Annotated in this window: 15 protein-coding genes, 3 rRNA genes and 1 pseudogene; 14 read left to right on the forward strand and 5 right to left on the reverse strand. The window is 66.8% G+C overall.

Translation table 11 applies throughout. The annotated features are described in order from the left end of the window. Positions 1-45 precede the first annotated feature (45 nt). On the forward strand, positions 46-291 hold the full coding sequence (locus C6376_RS20255; protein ID WP_057582301.1) for a chaplin: 246 nt from the start codon (positions 46-48) through the stop codon (positions 289-291). 192 nt (positions 292-483) lie between these two features. Then, entirely contained in the window at positions 484-723 is a 240-nt protein-coding gene (locus C6376_RS20260; RefSeq protein ID WP_107444730.1) for a chaplin, read from the forward strand. A 230-nt stretch (positions 724-953) separates the two neighbouring features. Here the strand turns inward: C6376_RS20260 and C6376_RS20265 are convergent, their stop codons facing one another. Further along, the gene (locus C6376_RS20265) at positions 954-1,742 is read right to left on the reverse strand and encodes a hypothetical protein (protein ID WP_107444731.1); all 789 of its coding nucleotides are present in this window, start codon (positions 1,740-1,742) and stop codon (positions 954-956) included. 153 nt (positions 1,743-1,895) lie between these two features. Here C6376_RS20265 and C6376_RS20270 point away from each other — a divergent pair, with 153 nt between their 5' ends. The 3 genes from C6376_RS20270 (at position 1,896) to C6376_RS20280 (ending at position 4,307) form a co-directional block, all read left to right on the forward strand. Then, complete coding sequence (locus C6376_RS20270) at positions 1,896-2,693, forward strand: ABC transporter ATP-binding protein (protein ID WP_107444732.1); 798 nt, start codon at positions 1,896-1,898, stop codon at positions 2,691-2,693. A gap of 53 nt (positions 2,694-2,746) precedes the next feature. After that, complete coding sequence (locus C6376_RS20275; RefSeq protein WP_107444733.1) at positions 2,747-3,178, forward strand: NfeD family protein; 432 nt, start codon at positions 2,747-2,749, stop codon at positions 3,176-3,178. A gap of 142 nt (positions 3,179-3,320) precedes the next feature. After that, positions 3,321-4,307, forward strand: a complete 987-nt coding sequence (locus C6376_RS20280; protein WP_107444734.1) for an SPFH domain-containing protein — start codon at positions 3,321-3,323, stop codon at positions 4,305-4,307. Between the two features lie 64 nt (positions 4,308-4,371). On the opposite strand, the gene C6376_RS20285 is transcribed toward C6376_RS20280, so the two are convergent. From C6376_RS20285 to C6376_RS20295, 3 genes are all read right to left on the reverse strand, one after another. Next, the gene (locus tag C6376_RS20285) at positions 4,372-4,878 is read right to left on the reverse strand and encodes an HNH endonuclease (RefSeq protein ID WP_057582307.1); all 507 of its coding nucleotides are present in this window, start codon (positions 4,876-4,878) and stop codon (positions 4,372-4,374) included. Positions 4,879-5,075: 197 nt separating this feature from the next. Then, the gene (locus C6376_RS20290; RefSeq protein ID WP_107444735.1) at positions 5,076-5,615 is read right to left on the reverse strand and encodes a YbhB/YbcL family Raf kinase inhibitor-like protein; all 540 of its coding nucleotides are present in this window, start codon (positions 5,613-5,615) and stop codon (positions 5,076-5,078) included. 42 nt (positions 5,616-5,657) lie between these two features. Then, complete coding sequence (locus C6376_RS20295) at positions 5,658-6,440, reverse strand: sporulation protein (RefSeq protein ID WP_107444736.1); 783 nt, start codon at positions 6,438-6,440, stop codon at positions 5,658-5,660. 155 nt (positions 6,441-6,595) lie between these two features. Between C6376_RS20295 and C6376_RS20300 the strand changes: the two genes are divergently transcribed. From C6376_RS20300 to C6376_RS44725, 8 genes and pseudogenes are all read left to right on the forward strand, one after another. After that, positions 6,596-6,871, forward strand: coding sequence for a DNA-3-methyladenine glycosylase (locus tag C6376_RS20300; RefSeq protein WP_107444737.1), 276 nt, complete (start codon positions 6,596-6,598; stop codon positions 6,869-6,871). Next, positions 6,868-7,479, forward strand: a complete 612-nt coding sequence (locus C6376_RS20305) for a DNA-3-methyladenine glycosylase (protein WP_107444738.1) — start codon at positions 6,868-6,870, stop codon at positions 7,477-7,479. The genes C6376_RS20300 and C6376_RS20305 overlap by 4 nt, the downstream gene beginning before the upstream one ends. Positions 7,480-7,907: 428 nt before the next feature. Further along, a pseudogene (locus C6376_RS20315) lies at positions 7,908-8,303 on the forward strand (DNA-3-methyladenine glycosylase); the annotation flags it as partial. Positions 8,304-8,833: 530 nt separating this feature from the next. Then, positions 8,834-10,359, forward strand: a 16S ribosomal RNA gene (locus C6376_RS20325). A gap of 311 nt (positions 10,360-10,670) precedes the next feature. After that, positions 10,671-13,792 (forward strand): 23S ribosomal RNA (locus C6376_RS20330). A gap of 101 nt (positions 13,793-13,893) precedes the next feature. Further along, a 5S ribosomal RNA gene (rrf, locus tag C6376_RS20335) occupies positions 13,894-14,010 on the forward strand. The 16S, 23S and 5S rRNA genes sit together here, the layout of an rRNA operon. Before the next feature lie 5 nt (positions 14,011-14,015). Further along, positions 14,016-15,368, forward strand: a complete 1,353-nt coding sequence (locus C6376_RS46425) for a hypothetical protein (protein WP_216825596.1) — start codon at positions 14,016-14,018, stop codon at positions 15,366-15,368. Further along, positions 15,350-16,117 carry a tetratricopeptide repeat protein gene (locus C6376_RS44725; protein ID WP_216825597.1) on the forward strand — a complete coding sequence of 256 codons (768 nt, stop codon included), beginning with the start codon at positions 15,350-15,352 and terminating at the stop codon, positions 16,115-16,117. The genes C6376_RS46425 and C6376_RS44725 overlap by 19 nt, the downstream gene beginning before the upstream one ends. A gap of 86 nt (positions 16,118-16,203) precedes the next feature. On the opposite strand, the gene C6376_RS20350 is transcribed toward C6376_RS44725, so the two are convergent. Then, positions 16,204-17,487: a DUF1015 family protein gene (locus tag C6376_RS20350; RefSeq protein WP_107444739.1), complete on the reverse strand. Its 1,284-nt coding sequence runs from the start codon at positions 17,485-17,487 to the stop codon at positions 16,204-16,206. 73 nt (positions 17,488-17,560) lie between these two features. Here C6376_RS20350 and C6376_RS20355 point away from each other — a divergent pair, with 73 nt between their 5' ends. After that, the gene (locus tag C6376_RS20355; protein WP_107444740.1) at positions 17,561-18,589 is read left to right on the forward strand and encodes an HAD hydrolase-like protein; all 1,029 of its coding nucleotides are present in this window, start codon (positions 17,561-17,563) and stop codon (positions 18,587-18,589) included. The last annotated feature ends 43 nt before the right edge of the window (positions 18,590-18,632 follow it).

Genomic DNA, 18,632 nt, shown 5'->3' on the forward strand with positions numbered 1-18,632 from the left:
GCGTGCCGCGGTGACTGCCGCGGCGATCACCAGGAGGGCTCAGAAGTGAAGAACCTGAAGAAGGCAGCGGCCGTGACGATGGTGGCCGGCGGGCTGATGGCCGCCGGCGCCGGCATGGCCTCCGCCGCCGACGGCGCCACCGCCCTCGGCGAGGCCAAGGGCTCGCCGGGCGTCGTCTCGGGCAACCTCGTGCAGGCGCCGGTGCAGGTCCCGGTCAACGTCGTGGGCAACAGCGTCAACGTCATCGGCGTGCTGAACCCGGCCTTCGGCAACCTGGGCCTCAACCACTGAGACCCCTGCCGGTCCCGAAGTGACCTCCGGCCTTCCCCGGCGCCCACCGGGGAAGGCCGGTCCGTTTGTCGCTCCAATCATCCGAACGAGGTGTCTTCCCGGCCCGCCCCGCACCGTCCCGGGAGCTGCCGCGTTGGGCAGCGCACGACCCGCGGCCGGGTCGGACACGCAACCGCAGGAGGAATGCTTTCCATGAACATCGCCAAGAAGGCCGCCATGGCCCTCACCGTCGCCGGCATCGCCGCGGGAGCCTCCGCCGGTGTCGCCGTCGCCGACGCGGGTGCCGAGGGCGCGGCCGTGAAGTCGCCGGGGTTCATCTCGGGCAACCTGATCCAGGTCCCGGTGCACATCCCCATCAACCTCTGCGGCAACACGATCAACGAGGGCGGCGCACTGAACCCGACGTTCGGCAACACCTGCTTCAACCACTGAGTTCGCCGCCGCACCACACAGGGGCCCACCCGTCGACGACGCGCGGGCCCCTGCGCACGCCCCGCCCCCGCCGGCGCCACATCAACCCGCGGTGGCCGATCAGGCCGTGGCGGCGCCAGAATCAGCCCGTCCGGTGCTTGAGGACAAGGCCCGTTCGGGGCCTGAGGAGAGGCCCGGGGCACAGCCCCCGGACGCCCGCACCAAGTCGCGCCACCCGTCGGAGACACCCCTCACCGCACCCCCCGCTCCCGCTCTTCCACAACGGAGTTGTACGCGGCGACCAGCGCCCGCCGAGCCGTCCGCTCCACCGGCCGCAACGCCTCGGCGCGCGCCGCCATCTCACCGGAGGTGACCGCGCCCCCCGACCCGCTCTCGTCCGCCAGGGACACCAGCAGCCCCACCCGCTGCGCCAGCTCCAGCACCCGCACCGCCCGCGGCGGATACCCCGGCGCCAGCACCTCCCGTCCACGCTCGGCCCGCGCCCGGTACGCGTCGATCGCCGCCTCCGCGACCGGCCCCGACCCCGCCACGTCCAGCCGCGACAGCACCGCCGTGGCGTCCCGCAACGCCTCCGCCAGCTCCCGCTCCGCCTCGCCCAGCGACGGCACGTCGGCCGGCGGCGCCTCCCGCACCGGCAGGCAGTGCCACACCACCTCGACGTGCACATCGCCCTCGGGCCCGGCCTCGTGCACCAGGGGCACCAGCCCGTACCCGGCCCCGTGACCGATCACCGCCTCCTCCGCGTCCAGCGCCCGCGCGTTGAACTCCGGCGGCCCGCTCAGCCCCAGCGGATGCCCCGGCACGGGCAGCGCCACCCGCAGTCCGGTGACCCCGAGTGTCCGCAGCCGGCCCAGTGCGAGCGAGAGCCCGACCGGCCCCGTCTCACCGGGCAGCCCCTCCACCCGATGCACGGCGTCCTCCCCGACGACGGCGACAACGGCGTCGTCCGGCGAGACGAATCCGGCCAACAGGGCATTTCCCCAAGCGGCAAGGCGACCAGAGCGCGGTTCCGAAAGCATCCCCCCACCCTAAGGACCGGACCGATGGAACGGGCCGCCCGACCGGTGGCGTAGATTTTCCCGAAGGGGCCGCGCCCACCCACGCGCGGCGGTCCGAGCCACAGGCGCCCGCGACAGACGACCGGCCACACTGCAAGGGGAGACAACGCGCTCATGAGCGATGTTCTGGAGCTTCAGGACGTATCCGTGGTCCGTGAGGGCCGGGCTCTGGTGGACCAGGTCTCCTGGTCGGTCAAGGAGGGCGAGCGCTGGGTCATCCTCGGCCCGAACGGAGCCGGCAAGACGACCCTCCTGAACATCGCCTCCACCTACCTCTTCCCGAGCTCCGGCGAGGTCTCCGTCCTCGGCGAGCCCCTCGGCAAGCCCGGCACCGACGTCTTCGAACTGCGCCCACGCGTCGGCATGGCCGGCATCGCCCTCGCCGACAAGCTCCCCAAGCGGCAGACCGTCCTGCAGACCGTCCTGACCGCCGCCTACGGCATGACGGCCGGCTGGCAGGAGGAGTACGAGGACGTCGACGAGCAGCGCGCCCGCGCCTTCCTCGACCGCCTCGGCATGAGCGACTACCTCGACCGGAAGTTCGGCACCCTCTCCGAGGGCGAGCGCAAGCGCACCCTCATCGCCCGCGCCCTGATGACCGACCCCGAACTGCTGCTCCTCGACGAGCCGGCCGCCGGCCTCGACCTCGGGGGCCGCGAGGACCTCGTCCGCCGCCTCGGCCGCCTCGCCCGCGACCCCGTCGCCCCCTCGATGATCATGGTCACGCACCACGTCGAGGAGATCGCCCCCGGCTTCACCCACGTCCTCATGATCCGCCAGGGCAAGGTCCTCGCCGCGGGCCCGGTCGAGCTCGAGCTCACCTCCCGCAACCTCTCCCTGTGCTTCGGGCTCCCGCTCGTCGTGGAACAGGTCGGCGACCGCTGGACGGCGCAGGGCCTTCCGCTGTCCTGACCGCCCCCTTTGCGCCCTGTCCCCGGCGGGAGGTACGGCCCTACCATGACCGTGTGAACGACATCGACGCGTGGGTGTGGTGGCTCGTCGGCGCGGCAGCACTGGGCATCCCGCTCGTGGTGACCGCGATGCCCGAGTTCGGCATGCTCGCGGTCGGCGCAGTGGCCGCCGCGATCGCCGCGGGCCTCGGTCTCGGCGCCGTGGCGCAGGTACTCGTCTTCATCGTCGTCTCCGTCGCCCTCATCGCCGTCGTACGGCCCATCGCGATGCGGCACGACCGGCAGCGTCCCCAACTCGCCACCGGCGTCGACGCCCTGAAGGGCAAGCAGGCCGTCGTTCTGGAACGCGTCGACGGCTCGGGCGGCCGCATCAAGCTCGCCGGGGAGATCTGGTCCGCCCGAGCGCTGGACACCGAACGCGCCTACGACGTAGGGCAGGAGGTCGACGTCGTGGACATCGAGGGAGCCACGGCGATCGTCATCTGACCTTGCACAACTCCCGTACGACGCAAGTGAACCGAACACCTCCCGAGCCGCACGACGGTCTGACAGACTCGACCAGCAAGATCTTCAACAGACATAAGATCTTCCGAAAGCGCCGAGGCGGAGAAAGGTACGGGGAGCCGCGATGGAACCGGTCATCATCGTCCTGGTCATTCTGGTGGTGTTGGTCTTCATCGCCCTGATCAAGACGATCCAGGTCATCCCACAGGCGAGTGCCGCCATCGTGGAGCGGTTCGGCCGCTACACGAGGACACTCAACGCGGGCCTCAACATCGTCGTCCCGTTCATCGACACCATCCGCAACCGCATCGACCTGCGCGAACAGGTGGTGCCGTTCCCGCCGCAGCCGGTGATCACCCAGGACAACCTGGTCGTGAACATCGACACCGTCATCTACTACCAGGTGACCGACGCCCGGGCGGCGACGTACGAAGTCGCCAGCTACATCCAGGCGATCGAGCAGCTCACCGTCACCACACTCCGCAACATCATCGGCGGCATGGACCTCGAGCGGACCCTGACCTCCCGCGAGGAGATCAACGCGGCCCTGCGCGGCGTCCTCGACGAGGCCACCGGCAAGTGGGGCATCCGCGTCAACCGCGTGGAACTCAAGGCCATCGAGCCCCCGACCTCCATCCAGGACTCGATGGAGAAGCAGATGCGCGCCGACCGCGACAAGCGCGCCGCGATCCTCACCGCCGAAGGCACCCGGCAGGCCGCCATCCTCACCGCCGAGGGTGAGAAGCAGTCGCAGATCCTGCGCGCCGAAGGCGAGGCCAAGGCCGCCGCCCTGCGTGCCGAGGGCGAAGCGCAGGCCGTGCGCACTGTCTTCGAGGCGATCCACGCCGGCGACCCGGACCAGAAGCTGCTCTCCTACCAGTACCTCCAGATGCTTCCGAAGATCGCCGAAGGCGACGCCAACAAGCTGTGGATCGTGCCCAGCGAGATCGGCGACGCCCTGAAGGGACTGTCCGGCGCCATGGGCAACTTCGGCCCGTTCGGCGGCGGTTCGGGCGGCGGCAACTCCGGCAACGGCAACAACGGCGGCAACAACAACGGCGGCAACAACAACGGCGGCAACGAGCGTCGTGAGAAGCCGTCCCTCGACTGACCACCGACCTGACCGGGGCCCGCCTTCCGACAGAAGGCGGGCCCCGGTCACGTCCGGATACGGGCTACGCGGCGTCCAGCGTCAGCCACTCAGGCAGCGCGGCCAGGTCGTCCTGCCCCAGCGCCAGCAGCATGGCGTCCGCCGGAGTCGGCTCGAACGGCTGCCGCAGCAACGGCATCTGCGCCTGCTCCGGAGTCCGGTCCGCCTTGCGGTGGTTGTCCTCCGCGCACGAGGCGACCGTGTTCAGCCACGCGTCCTGACCACCCTGCGCCCGCGGCACCACGTGGTCCACCGTCGTCGCCCGACGACCGCAGTAGGCGCACCGGTGACGGTCCCTGATCAGCACACCGCGCCTCGACCACGGCGCTTGTCTTCGGAACGGCACCCGTACGTACCTGCACAGTCTGATCACCCGGGGCGCCGGGATGTCGACCTCCGCGCCGCGCATCCGCAGTTCGGGGTGGGCCTGCTCGACGACGGCCTTGTCCTGAAGCACCAGAACGACGGCTCGGTTCAACGTCACCGTCGACAGCGGCTCGAAGCTCGCGTTCAGCACCAGCGTGTCCCGCATACCAGCCCACCTCCTGTGTGCACCGGCCCACCCCCTGGCAGGCTGGGACCAACTCTGGCCGGGCACGCCGAGATGGACAACGCAATATCTGCTGCTCCACGGGAGGCGACCCCCGTGACCCCCGGCAACAAAAATGCCCGCCCCTGATCACTTCCAAGACCAGGGGCGGGCAAACGTTGCACGAACGATGAGCTGAATCATCCCTCCGTGGGATCTTCGTACTCACCGATCAGCTGGGCGCGGGCGAGCGCGTGGAACCGAAGGTTGAAGCCCACGACGGCAGGGGAGACCTCCGCGTCCGGACCGAGCTTCTCCCGGTCCACCGCGTACACCGTGAAGACGTACCGGTGCGGCCCGTCCCCGGGCGGCGGTGCGGCACCGCCGAAGTTCTTGCTGCCGTAGTCGTTGCGCACCTGTACGGCGCTCTCCGGCAGCCCCTCGAACGTGCCGCTGCCCGCACCCGCCGGCAGCTCGGTCACCGAGGCCGGGATGTCGAACACGACCCAGTGCCAGAACCCGCTGCCGGTCGGGGCGTCCGGGTCGAAGCAGGTCACGGCGAAGCTCTTGGTCCCGGACGGGAAACCCTCCCACCGCAGCTGCGGCGAGGTGTTGCCCTTGGACTGGACCTGGTCGGCCTTGAGGGTGGCCCCCTCCTCGACGTCCTCGCTCGTCACCGTGAACGACGGCACGGGAGGATGGAAGTCATGGGGGAGCGGCCGCCTCTTGAGCTCGGTCACCTCGGTACCTCCTGAACGGTTCTGGAGTCTGTGGTTCCGAGCCTAGAACCAGTTGCGCCTGCTGCCGACCTCGGACAGCCACTGGTTGAGGTACCCGGCCCAGTCCGTTGCGTGGTGGTCCTGCAGACCCACCTGGAACGAGCGGAAGGTGTCACTGCCCTCGCTGAACAGCCCGGGCTTCTTGTCCATCTCCAGCACGACGTCCATCGTGTGCTCGTCGGCCACGAAGCTCAGCTCGACCTGGTTCAGCCCCCGGTACTGCGACGGCGGGAAGAACTCGATCTCCTGGTAGAACGGCAGCTTCTGCCGCGTGCCCCGGATGTGGCCGCGCTCCATGTCCGCGTTCTTGAACCGGAAGCCCAGCTGGACGAAGGCGTCCAGGATGGCCTTCTGCGCCGGCAGCGGGTGCACGTTGACCGGGTCCAGGTCACCGGAGTCCACGGCCCGAGCGATAGCCAGCTCGGTCGTCACACCGATGTGCATCCCGCGCAGCGCCTGCCCGTCGATCATCGTGATCGGCGTCTCCCACGGGATCTCCAGCCCGAACGGCACCGCGTGCACCGCGCCGGCCTGGAGCTCGAACGCGCCGCCGAGCCGCTGCTTGGTGAACTCGATGTCCTGCTTGTACTCCTGGTCCCCGCTCTCGACCTCGACCTTGGCCTGGAGCCCGACGGACAGTCCTTCGATCTCCTGGTTGACGGATCCGCCCTGGATCCGCACCTCGCCCTGGACCACACCGCCCGGAACGACGTTGACCTCGGTCAGCACGGTCTCGACCGAAGCCCCGCCGGCCCCCAGACTCGCGAGCAGCTTCTTGAACGCCATGACTCTCCCTCTACCTACGAACTTCTGCGGACGGGATCCCTCGATCCCTACAAACGCGATCCGGACGAGGCCGGTTCCGCGTCCCTCACCCTGGCAAGCCGAGTGCCCGCTGACCACCCCGACGCACCCACCGGTCTGCACTACGCTCGGAGGGCATGATCGCGACCCCCGACCGTACGCCCCTGCCCAGGACCTTCTTCGACCGCCCTGTCCTGTCGGTGGCTCCCGATCTCCTCGGCCGGCTCCTGGTCCGTTCGACCCCCGACGGTCCGATCACCCTGCGTCTCACGGAGGCCGAGGCCTACGACGGACCGAACGACCCCGGCTCCCGCGCCTGTCGCGGCCGCACGGCCCGCAACTGCGTGATGTTCGGCCCGCCCGGCCATGTGTACGCCCACTTCACCTACGGCATGTCAAGGCGGGCAGCATGAACGTCGACTTCCTCGCCCACCCTGCCGAAGAGGTCGCCCCCAAGCTGCTCGGGAGCGTCCTCACCTGCAAGACGCCCGAGGGGACCGTGAGCATCGCCATCACGGAGACCGAGGCGTACTCCGGTACAGCCGACCCGGCCTCCCATGCCTACCGTGGCCGGACACCCCGTAACGCCGTCATGTTCGGACCCGCAGGACACCTGTACGTCTACCGGTCCCACGGTCTTCACTGGTGCGCCAACGTCGTCACCGGGACGGACGGCATCGCCTCGGCTGTCCTCGTCCGGGCAGGCAGGGTCATCGCGGGGGAAGACCTGGCACGTAAGCGACGAGGTGAGAGGGTCGAGAGCCCACGTCTTGCCCGGGGTCCGGGGAACTTCTGCCAGGCGCTAGGCATCACGGGAGAGCACAACGGCGCAGACCTCCTGGCAGGTGCCTCGGTCGTGTTGTCCGAGGGTGAGCCGGTACCCACCGCGCTCATCCGGGTCGGTCCTCGGGTAGGCGTGAGCAAGGCCCACGACTGGCAACACCGGTTCTTCCTGGCCGGTGATCCAACGGTCTCCGTGTACCGACTGAGCCCGAGAGCCGAACCGCCCGCCGGATCCTGAGCCGCCGGGTGCCTGGCCCACGGCTCGCCGGTGAGTCGGCGCGGAGGTTGGATCGGAAGGTGGGTGATCGCTCGCGAGCGTGGCGTGTGGCGCGCCGTCCCTGCCGCTCGAGTGCTTCGAGCACTCCCTGAGCCTGTGCGGCGGCCGGCGTGACGCCTGTTGCCCCGGCCTTGACGCGCTCCCACTCGTTGCTTCACTTGCCTCCCCGCTTGGTCGAAGCCGACGTGTCCTTCTCGACGATCGGCTACGACTGACCAGCTGTTCCGGTCGCACGGCGCCCGACTCGACTCGACCTGTTGTGCCAAGTTCCCGCCCTTGGACTCCTCGCCCCTCGGGGTGGGGGCTGAGCCTGGCGTAGATGATCGCTCGCACTGCCTGTCTCCTGCTTGTCGTCGCCCTGCCGATGCGACATACATGCTTGGCGAGTCACCCACGGCATGTGGCACTGCAGGAACCTGGTCTGTGGTCCGGAAGGCAGGGCGAGTGCCGTCCTGCTCCGCGCCGGGGAGATCGTCGAGGGCGCCGAAGCGGCGCGCAAACGTCGACTATCGGCCTGAAATGACAAGGAACTGGCCAAAGGCCCGACACGCCTGGCAACCGCGCTGGGCGTGGACCGAGCACTCGACGGGACGGACGCCTGTACCTCCGACGACACCCCTCTACGCATCCTGACCGGCGTCGCCGTTCCCTCCGACCAGGTACGCAGCGGTCCGCGCACCGGGGTTTCCGGCGACGGAGCCGTACACCCCCGGCGCTACTGGGTAGCTGACGACCCGACGGTGAGCCTCTACCGGGCCCATGTCCCCAGGCGTCGCCCAAGTTGACTCGCTGTTGGCCGGCGCGTAACGTGGCCCGAGCCGCTTGAACCGGGTACGGCGATCGCCTGCAGCCGGAAGTGGCCAACCCACTACCTACAACACCCCTCAGCGGGAGCGATTTCGGCATGCCTGCATGCCTGAATTCGAACCCTGTGGAACTCGATTATGAGTTGCGGAGGGAATCGGCTAGCGTAGTGAATGTCGAAAGGCCGCAGGGCGAAAGCCCAAAGCCTTGAAGCTCATCCCGCCGACAGGGAATCGGACCGGAAAACGGTCTGATAGAGTCGGAAACGCAAGACCGAAGGGAAACTGCCCGGAGGAAAGCCTGAGAGGGTGAGTACGAAGGAAGCGTCCGTTCCTTGAGAACTCAACAGCGTGCCAAAAATCAACGCCAGATATGTTGATACCCCGTCCCCGGCAGTGATAGCCGAGGATGAGGTTCCTTTGAAACAAACACAGCGAGGACGTTGTGAACGCCGGGCTTATTCCGCTCGACGTTCCGCTCTCGTGTGTGCGATCCCGATTACGGGAAAACATTCACGGAGAGTTTGATCCTGGCTCAGGACGAACGCTGGCGGCGTGCTTAACACATGCAAGTCGAACGATGAACCACTTCGGTGGGGATTAGTGGCGAACGGGTGAGTAACACGTGGGCAATCTGCCCTTCACTCTGGGACAAGCCCTGGAAACGGGGTCTAATACCGGATACCACTCCCGCAGGCATCTGTGGGGGTTGAAAGCTCCGGCGGTGAAGGATGAGCCCGCGGCCTATCAGCTTGTTGGTGAGGTAATGGCTCACCAAGGCGACGACGGGTAGCCGGCCTGAGAGGGCGACCGGCCACACTGGGACTGAGACACGGCCCAGACTCCTACGGGAGGCAGCAGTGGGGAATATTGCACAATGGGCGAAAGCCTGATGCAGCGACGCCGCGTGAGGGATGACGGCCTTCGGGTTGTAAACCTCTTTCAGCAGGGAAGAAGCGAAAGTGACGGTACCTGCAGAAGAAGCGCCGGCTAACTACGTGCCAGCAGCCGCGGTAATACGTAGGGCGCAAGCGTTGTCCGGAATTATTGGGCGTAAAGAGCTCGTAGGCGGTCTGTCGCGTCGGATGTGAAAGCCCGGGGCTTAACCCCGGGTCTGCATTCGATACGGGCAGACTAGAGTGTGGTAGGGGAGATCGGAATTCCTGGTGTAGCGGTGAAATGCGCAGATATCAGGAGGAACACCGGTGGCGAAGGCGGATCTCTGGGCCATTACTGACGCTGAGGAGCGAAAGCGTGGGGAGCGAACAGGATTAGATACCCTGGTAGTCCACGCCGTAAACGGTGGGAACTAGGTGTTGGCGACATTCCACGTCGTCGGTGCCGCAGCTAACGCATTAAGTTCCCCGCCTGGGGAGTACGGCCGCAAGGCTAAAACTCAAAGGAATTGACGGGGGCCCGCACAAGCAGCGGAGCATGTGGCTTAATTCGACGCAACGCGAAGAACCTTACCAAGGCTTGACATACACCGGAAACGGCCAGAGATGGTCGCCCCCTTGTGGTCGGTGTACAGGTGGTGCATGGCTGTCGTCAGCTCGTGTCGTGAGATGTTGGGTTAAGTCCCGCAACGAGCGCAACCCTTGTTCTGTGTTGCCAGCATGCCCTTCGGGGTGATGGGGACTCACAGGAGACTGCCGGGGTCAACTCGGAGGAAGGTGGGGACGACGTCAAGTCATCATGCCCCTTATGTCTTGGGCTGCACACGTGCTACAATGGCCGGTACAAAGAGCTGCGAAACCGTGAGGTGGAGCGAATCTCAAAAAGCCGGTCTCAGTTCGGATTGGGGTCTGCAACTCGACCCCATGAAGTCGGAGTTGCTAGTAATCGCAGATCAGCATTGCTGCGGTGAATACGTTCCCGGGCCTTGTACACACCGCCCGTCACGTCACGAAAGTCGGTAACACCCGAAGCCGGTGGCCCAACCCCTTGTGGGAGGGAGCTGTCGAAGGTGGGACTGGCGATTGGGACGAAGTCGTAACAAGGTAGCCGTACCGGAAGGTGCGGCTGGATCACCTCCTTTCTAAGGAGCACTTCTAGGCAGCCGCAAGGTTGTCCAGAGGCCAGTTCATCGGCGAACGTCCGGTGCTGGTTGCTCATGGGTGGAACGTTGATTATTCGGCATTCTCAGTCATCTCGGGCTGCAAGTACTGCTCTTCGGAGCGTGGAAAGCTGATCATGAGTGGCGGGGGTGCCGGGCACGCTGTTGGGTGTCTGAGGGTATGGCCGTGAGGTCGTCCTTCTGATGCCGGCCCCAGTGAACTCCAGCTCAGGTTGGGGGTGATGGGTGGCTGGTCGTTGTTTGAGAACTGCACAGTGGACGCGAGCATCTGTGGCCAAGTTTTTAAGGGCGCACGGTGGATGCCTTGGCACCAGGAACCGATGAAGGACGTGGGAGGCCACGATAGTCCCCGGGGAGCCGTCAACCAGGCTTTGATCCGGGGGTTTCCGAATGGGGAAACCCGGCAGTCGTCATGGGCTGTCACCCATACCTGAACACATAGGGTATGTGGAGGGAACGCGGGGAAGTGAAACATCTCAGTACCCGCAGGAAGAGAAAACAACCGTGATTCCGGGAGTAGTGGCGAGCGAAACCGGATGAGGCCAAACCGTATGCGTGTGAGACCCGGCAGGGGTTGCGCATTCGGGGTTGTGGGATCTCTCTTTCACAGTCTGCCGGCTGTGAGGCGAGTCAGAAACCGTTGATGTAGGCGAAGGACATGCGAAAGGTCCGGCGTAGAGGGTAAGACCCCCGTAGTCGAAACATCAACGGCTCGTTTGAGAGACACCCAAGTAGCACGGGGCCCGAGAAATCCCGTGTGAATCTGGCGGGACCACCCGCTAAGCCTAAATATTCCCTGGTGACCGATAGCGGATAGTACCGTGAGGGAATGGTGAAAAGTACCGCGGGAGCGGAGTGAAATAGTACCTGAAACCGTGTGCCTACAAGCCGTGGGAGCGTCGGATACGTGCTTGCACGTATCTCGTGACTGCGTGCCTTTTGAAGAATGAGCCTGCGAGTTTGCGGTGTGTTGCGAGGTTAACCCGGGTGGGGTAGCCGTAGCGAAAGCGAGTCCGAACAGGGCGTTTCAGTAGCACGCTCAAGACCCGAAGCGGAGTGATCTAGCCATGGGCAGGTTGAAGCGGAGGTAAGACTTCGTGGAGGACCGAACCCACCAGGGTTGAAAACCTGGGGGATGACCTGTGGTTAGGGGTGAAAGGCCAATCAAACTCCGTGATAGCTGGTTCTCCCCGAAATGCATTTAGGTGCAGCGTCGTGTGTTTCTTGCCGGAGGTAGAGCACTGGATAGGCGATGGGCCCTACCGGGTTACTGACCTTAGCCAAACTCCGAATGCCGGTAAGTGAGAGCGCGGCAGTGAGACTGTGGGGGATAAGCTCCATGGTCGAGAGGGAAACAGCCCAGAGCATCGACTAAGGCCCCTAAGCGTACGCTAAGTGGGAAAGGATGTGGAGTCGCAGAGACAACCAGGAGGTTGGCTTAGAAGCAGCCACCCTTGAAAGAGTGCGTAATAGCTCACTGGTCTAGTGATTCCGCGCCGACAATGTAGCGGGGCTCAAGCGTACCGCCGAAGTCGTGTCATTGCGATATATACCCCCAACGGGGATCGTGATGGGTAGGGGAGCGTCGTGTGCCGGGTGAAGCAGCACCGGAAGGTAGTTGTGGACGGTTCACGAGTGAGAATGCAGGCATGAGTAGCGATTCACACGTGAGAAACGTGTGCGCCGATTGACTAAGGGTTCCTGGGTCAAGCTGATCTGCCCAGGGTAAGTCGGGACCTAAGGCGAGGCCGACAGGCGTAGTCGATGGATAACCGGTTGATATTCCGGTACCCGCTGTGAAGCGTCAAACATTGAACCAGGCGATGCTAAGTCCGTGAAGCCGTTCCGGACCCTTCGGGGAATGGAAAGTGGTGGAGCCGACGGACCAGACTTGCAGTAGGTGAGTGATGGGGTGACGCAGGAAGGTAGTCCATCCCGGGCGGTGGTTGTCCCGGGGTAAGGGTGTAGGCCGTGTGATAGGCAAATCCGTCACACATCAAGGCTGAGACCTGATGCCGAGCCGATTGTGGCGAAGTGGATGATCCTATGCTGTCGAGAAAAGCCTCTAGCGAGTTTCATGGCGGCCCGTACCCTAAACCGACTCAGGTGGTCAGGTAGAGAATACCGAGGCGTTCGGGTGAACTATGGTTAAGGAACTCGGCAAAATGCCCCCGTAACTTCGGGAGAAGGGGGGCCACGCTTGGTGAGAGGACTTGCTCCTCGAGCTGGGGGTGGCCGCAGAGACCAGCGAGAAGCGACTGTTTACTAAAAACACAGGTCCGTGCGAAGCCGTAAGGCGATGTATACGGACTGACGCCTGCCCGGTGCTGGAACGTTAAGGGGACCGGTTAGTCACTCTTCGGGGTGGCGAAGCTGAGAACTTAAGCGCCAGTAAACGGCGGTGGTAACTATAACCATCCTAAGGTAGCGAAATTCCTTGTCGGGTAAGTTCCGACCTGCACGAATGGCGTAACGACTTCTCGACTGTCTCAACCATAGGCCCGGTGAAATTGCACTACGAGTAAAGATGCTCGTTTCGCGCAGCAGGACGGAAAGACCCCGGGACCTTTACTACAGTTTGATATTGGTGTTCGGTTCGGCTTGTGTAGGATAGCTGGGAGACTGTGAAGCTTGGACGCCAGTTCAGGTGGAGTCGTCGTTGAAATACCAGTCTGGTCGTGCTGGATGTCTAACCTGGGTCCGTGATCCGGATCAGGGACAGTGTCTGATGGGTAGTTTAACTGGGGCGGTTGCCTCCTAAAGAGTAACGGAGGCGCCCAAAGGTTCCCTCAGCCTGGTTGGCAATCAGGTGTTGAGTGTAAGTGCACAAGGGAGCTTGACTGTGAGACCGACGGGTCGAGCAGGGACGAAAGTCGGGACTAGTGATCCGGCGGTGGCTTGTGGAAGCGCCGTCGCTCAACGGATAAAAGGTACCCCGGGGATAACAGGCTGATCTTCCCCAAGAGTCCATATCGACGGGATGGTTTGGCACCTCGATGTCGGCTCGTCGCATCCTGGGGCTGGAGTCGGTCCCAAGGGTTGGGCTGTTCGCCCATTAAAGCGGTACGCGAGCTGGGTTTAGAACGTCGTGAGACAGTTCGGTCCCTATCCGCTGCGCGCGCAGGAATATTGAGAAGGGCTGTCCCTAGTACGAGAGGACCGGGACGGACGAACCTCTGGTGTGCCAGTTGTTCTGCCAAGGGCATGGCTGGTTGGCTACGTTCGGGAGGGATAACCGCTGAAAGCATCTAAGCGGGAAGCCTGCTTCGAGATGAGTATTCCCACCCACTTGATGGGGTAAGGCTCCCAGTAGACGACTGGGTTGATAGGCCGGATGTGGAAGCCCAGTAATGGGTGAAGCTGACTGGTACTAATAGGCCGAGGGCTTGTCCTCAGTTGCTCGCGTCCACTGTGTTAGTTCTGAGGCAACGACTGTTGCCGGTAAGAGCTCGAAACAAGTGAAAAGTGTGCTTGTTCGCTCGAAACCATTAGGGTTTCGGTGGTCATAGCGTGAGGGAAACGCCCGGTTACATTCCGAACCCGGAAGCTAAGCCTTACAGCGCCGATGGTACTGCAGGGGGGACCCTGTGGGAGAGTAGGACACCGCCGAACAATCTTTGGAAGGACCCCTGGTCCCAGCGTTCAGCTGGGACCAGGGGTCCTTTTGTTTTTACAATGTTTGCGGTACCGAAGACAGGAGTCACCGATGTCCACCAACTCTCCCGACGACCGACCGGAGCGCGACCAGCGGCGACGGGACAGTGGGGACCGCGGTGACCGCGGCGCCAACCGTGGTGAGCGAGGCGGCTTCCGTGGTGAGCGAGGCGGCTTCCGTCGCGACAACGACCGTGCGAGCAACGGCCGTCGCGACGACCGGAGTTCCGCCGACCGTGGCGAGCGTGGCGACGCCAATCGTGGTGGCTTCCCTCGCGACGACAACCGTGGTGGCTTCGGCAGGCGGGACGATCGTCGGGACGACCGGCGTGAAGGTGACCGTGGGCCGCGCAGGGACGACCGTGGTGACCGTCCGGCGTTCCGTCGGGACGACCGTGGCGACCGGCCCGCCCCCCGTCGTGACGACCGCGGCGGCGACCGACCCCCGTTCCGCCGCGACGACCGTCGAGACGGCCCCCGCGAGGGCGATCGTGACCGTGGCGGCTTCCGCCGTGACAACGATCGGCGTGACGACAACCGCGGTGGCTTCCGTCGCGACGACAACCGTGGTGGCTTCGGCAGGCGGGACGATCGTCGGGACGACCGGCGTGAAGGTGACCGTGGGCCGCGCAGGGACGACCGTGGTGACCGTCCGGCGTTCCGTCGGGACGACCGTGGCGACCGGCCCGCCCCCCGTCGTGACGACCGCGGCACCGATCGACCCCCGTTCCGTCGGGACGACCGGCGTGACGACCGTCGTGATGACCGTGGGGACCGTCCGGCCTTCCGTCGCGATGACCGGCGTGACGACCGTGGGGACCGTCCCGCCTTCCGGCGGGACGACCGTGGAGACCGTCCGGCCTTCCGGCGTGATGACCGGCGTGACGACCGTGGGGACCGTCCCGCCTTCCGGCGGGACGACCGTGGGGACCGTCCGGCCTTCCGGCGTGATGACCGTCGTGACGACCGCGGCTCCGATCGACCCCCGTTCCGTCGGGACGACCGGCGTGACGAGCGTCGTGATGACCGTGGGGACCGTCCGGCCTTCCGGCGGGACGACCGTGGTGGGTCCGGCCGGCGGGACGACCGTGGTGGGGAGCGCGGTGGGTTCCGCGGGCGGGACGACCGGGGCCCCCGTCGTGACGACCGCGGTGGGCGGCCGGGCGGCGGTTTCCGTGGCCGGGACGACCGGCAGGGTGACGGAAGCCGTTTCCGCGACGACCGGGACCGGGACCGGGAGCCGATCAAGCGGCTGCCGATTCCGGAGGACGTCACCGGTGATGAGATCGACAAGGACGTGCGGCAGGAGCTGCTGAGCCTGCCCAAGACGCTCGCCGAAGATGTCGCGAAGAACCTGGTGATGGTCGCGCGGCTGATCGACGAGGACCCCGAGCGGGCCTACGCGTACTCCAAGATCGCCTTGCGTCTGGCGTCGCGGGTCGCCGCGGTGCGGGAGGCGGGCGGGTTCGCCGCGTACGCCAACCAGAAGTACAGCGAGGCGCTCGCCGAGTTCCGGGCCGCGCGGCGGATGACCGGCAGTGCGGAGCTGTGGCCCGTCATGGCCGACTGCGAGCGTGGGCTCGGCAGGCCGGAGAAGGCCCTGGACATGGCCGGTGCTCCCGAGGTGCACAAGCTCGACAAGGCCGGACAGGTGGAGATGCGGCTCGTCGCGGCCGGCGCCCGGCGTGACATGGGGCAGTTGGACGCGGCCATCGTGACGCTGCAGAGCCCCGAGCTGGCCTCCAGCGCCGTCCAGCCGTGGACCGCGCGGCTGCGGTACGCGTACGCCGACGCGCTGCTCGCCGCAGGGCGTGAGGGCGAGGCGCGCGAGTGGTTCGCCAAGGCCGTGGAAGCGGACCGGGACGGCAGCACCGACGCCTCCGACCGGCTCGCCGAGCTGGACGGGGTGGACTTCGTCGACGCTCTCGACGAGAGCGAGGGCGACACCGACGAGGACACCGACGAGTTTGTCGTCGAGGCGGCGGCGGACGAGACCGATGACACCGATGACGCGGACGCCGCTGCGGAGAAGGCGGACCGCCCGGACGACCGTGACGAGGACTGACGTGCACGCGCGCCGGTGACAGCGAGAAGGGGCGGGATCCGGGGCACCGGGTCCCGCCCCTTCGTGCGTTCAGGGCACGCTTGTCCTCAGACGTCCAGGGCGCGCAGGACCAGGCCCGAGGCCGGCTTGGGGCCGAAGGACGTGGACTTGCGGGGCATCATGACGCCCTGCCGGGCCAGGTCGCGGACGACCTCCTCGCGGACGGGGTGGAGCAGGACCGCCGTGCCGCCGTCGCGTCGGGCCTTGCGCACCGTGGCCGCCGTGTCGTGGATGTAGGCGATGCGGGCCGGGTCGTCCTCGGGGACGTGCCATATGTGCGCCAGGAGCGTGGCGTGCAGGACCGTCGCGTCCAGGGTGCGCCAGGCCCCGGGGCGGTCGGCCGGAACCGTGCGGTCGAGGAGGGCGGGGTCGGGGCGGTCGACGAGGTGAAAGGCGTCGTCGCCCGCCAGCAGGAACGCGTTGCCCGCCGCCGTGGCGTCCGCGAGGGCGTCGAGGGCCTCCGGGAGGGAGACGTCCAGGCGGCGGACGCGGAACCGGCCCGCGAGCGCGGACAGGGCATCGGCGACCGGCAGGCCGTGCAGGAGACGGTGGATGGCGCGGACGCGCAAGGGGTAGCGGGCGGTGTCGACCAGAAGGACCAGACCCTGGTCCCAGGGGCTGGGCGAAGGGTGTTCCGTGCGGAGACGCAGGTAGGTCGCCCAGCGGTGGTGGCCGTCGGCGATGAGGGCCTGGTGGTGCGCGAGGTCTGCCTGGACACGGGCCGTCTCGGCGGGGTCCGTGATCGCCCAGAGGCGGTGGCTGTAGCCGTCGTCCGTGGTGGTCGACAGCAGCGGGGGGCCGGCGGCCGTGCGGTCGACCGCCTCCGTCGCGGCGCCGCCGCCCCGGTACGTGAGCAGGAGCGGCTCGAGGTTCGCGTGCGTGGCGCGCATCAGCGCCGCGCGGTCCGCGACGACGTGCGGCATGACGTCCTCATGGGGGAGGACGGTGCCCTCCGACGGATCCGAGAGGCGCAGGTTGCCGATGAGACCGCGCTGGAGCATGCCGTCGGCGTGCCGCTGTTCGTAGACGTACAGGGAGGGCTCGGCGTCCGCCGCGAGGACGCCCTCGGCCAGCCAGCGCCGCAGGGTGCCGGCCGCCTGTTCGTTGCGGACCTCGGGGGTGGTGGCCTGAGGGAGGATCAGCCGGACGATGTTGTACGGGTCCGCGTCCTGGAGGTGGTGCAGGCCGTCGGGGCGGACCACGACGTCGTACGGCGGGGAGGTGACGGCGGCGAGACTGCCGACCCGGTCGGGGTCGTAGCGCAGGCCTCGGAACGGGGTGAGTTCCAGGCCTCGGGGCGCCGTCGCTTCCGAGTGACCTGCTGAGTTCATCCCGGCATCGTACGTGTGTCGGCGGCATGCGGGATGATCGGGGGAAAGCGGAGCGAACGAGGAGCGATGCGGAATGAGCCGAAGCGTCAGGACGAGGCCCGAGGCCAGTGGGCAGGCCCTGAGCGAGGCGTACGACACGGCGCTGCTCGATCTCGACGGGGTGGTGTACGCGGGCGGGAACGCGATCGTGCACGCGGTCCAGTCGTTGGCCACCGCGCGCGCGGGGGGCATGCGGCTCGCCTATGTCACCAACAACGCGCTGCGCACACCCGACGCGGTAGCCGGACATCTCACGGAGCTGGGGATACCGACGGGCGCCGAGGACGTCATCACCTCGGCGCAGGCGGTGGCGCGGCTGATCAGCGAGCAGGTACCGGCGGGGGCGCGGGTGCTGGTGATCGGCGGGGAGGGCCTGCGGGTCGCACTGCGGGAACGCGGACTCGTGCCCGTGGAGTCGGCGGACGACGATCCGGCGGCCGTGGTGCAGGGCTTCGGCGGGCCCGATCTGACGTGGGGGCGGTTCGCGGAGGCGTCGTACGCGGTCGCGCGCGGGGTGCCGTGGTTCGCGTCCAACACGGATCTGACGATTCCCAGTGGGCGGGGGATCGCGCCGGGCAACGGTGCGGCGGTCGAGGTCGTGCGGATCGCGACCGGCGCCGAGCCGCAGGTGGCGGGGAAGCCGTTGCCCCCGATGCACCGGGAGACGATCCTGCGGACGGGCGCGGAGCGGCCGTTGGTCGTCGGGGACCGGCTCGACACGGACATCGAGGGGGCGTTCAACGGGGAGGTCGACTCGTTGCTCGTCCTCACCGGAGTCACCGACGGGGCGCAGCTGCTCGCCGCGCCACCGCAGCACCGGCCGACATACGTGGACCGCGACCTGCGCGGGATGCTCACCGGGCAGCCCGAGGTCACCGCGGACGGCGGGGGTTTCCGCTGCGGCGGGTGGACGGCGGCTGCGGGCGCCGAAAGACTGGAGCTGTCGGGGGAGGGCGAAAACCTGGACGGGCTGCGGGCGTTGTGCGCGGCGGCCTGGTCGGCTGCGGGTGCAGGGGTCTGCCAGCTGGACGCCGGCAAGGCGCTGGCGCGGCTGGGACTGTGACACCGGCTCCCGAAGGTGATGGGAGGGTAGGCTAACCTAACCG

It is taken from the genome of Streptomyces sp. P3, from assembly GCF_003032475.1.
Classification (GTDB): Bacteria; Actinomycetota; Actinomycetes; order Streptomycetales; family Streptomycetaceae; genus Streptomyces.

Excerpts from the sequence above, each read along its gene's own strand:
- C6376_RS20260 (WP_107444730.1), top strand. The coding sequence starts at position 484 with ATGAACATCGCCAAGAAGGCCGCCATGGCCCTCACCGTCGCCGGCATC.
- C6376_RS20265 (WP_107444731.1), bottom strand. The coding sequence starts at position 1,742 with ATGCTTTCGGAACCGCGCTCTGGTCGCCTTGCCGCTTGGGGAAATGCC.
- C6376_RS20270 (WP_107444732.1), top strand. The coding sequence starts at position 1,896 with ATGAGCGATGTTCTGGAGCTTCAGGACGTATCCGTGGTCCGTGAGGGC.
- C6376_RS20280 (WP_107444734.1), top strand. The coding sequence starts at position 3,321 with ATGGAACCGGTCATCATCGTCCTGGTCATTCTGGTGGTGTTGGTCTTC.
- C6376_RS20285 (WP_057582307.1), bottom strand. The coding sequence starts at position 4,878 with ATGCGGGACACGCTGGTGCTGAACGCGAGCTTCGAGCCGCTGTCGACG.
- C6376_RS20295 (WP_107444736.1), bottom strand. The coding sequence starts at position 6,440 with ATGGCGTTCAAGAAGCTGCTCGCGAGTCTGGGGGCCGGCGGGGCTTCG.
- C6376_RS20300 (WP_107444737.1), top strand. The coding sequence starts at position 6,596 with ATGATCGCGACCCCCGACCGTACGCCCCTGCCCAGGACCTTCTTCGAC.
- C6376_RS20305 (WP_107444738.1), top strand. The coding sequence starts at position 6,868 with ATGAACGTCGACTTCCTCGCCCACCCTGCCGAAGAGGTCGCCCCCAAG.
- C6376_RS20350 (WP_107444739.1), bottom strand. The coding sequence starts at position 17,487 with ATGAACTCAGCAGGTCACTCGGAAGCGACGGCGCCCCGAGGCCTGGAA.
- C6376_RS20355 (WP_107444740.1), top strand. The coding sequence starts at position 17,561 with ATGAGCCGAAGCGTCAGGACGAGGCCCGAGGCCAGTGGGCAGGCCCTG.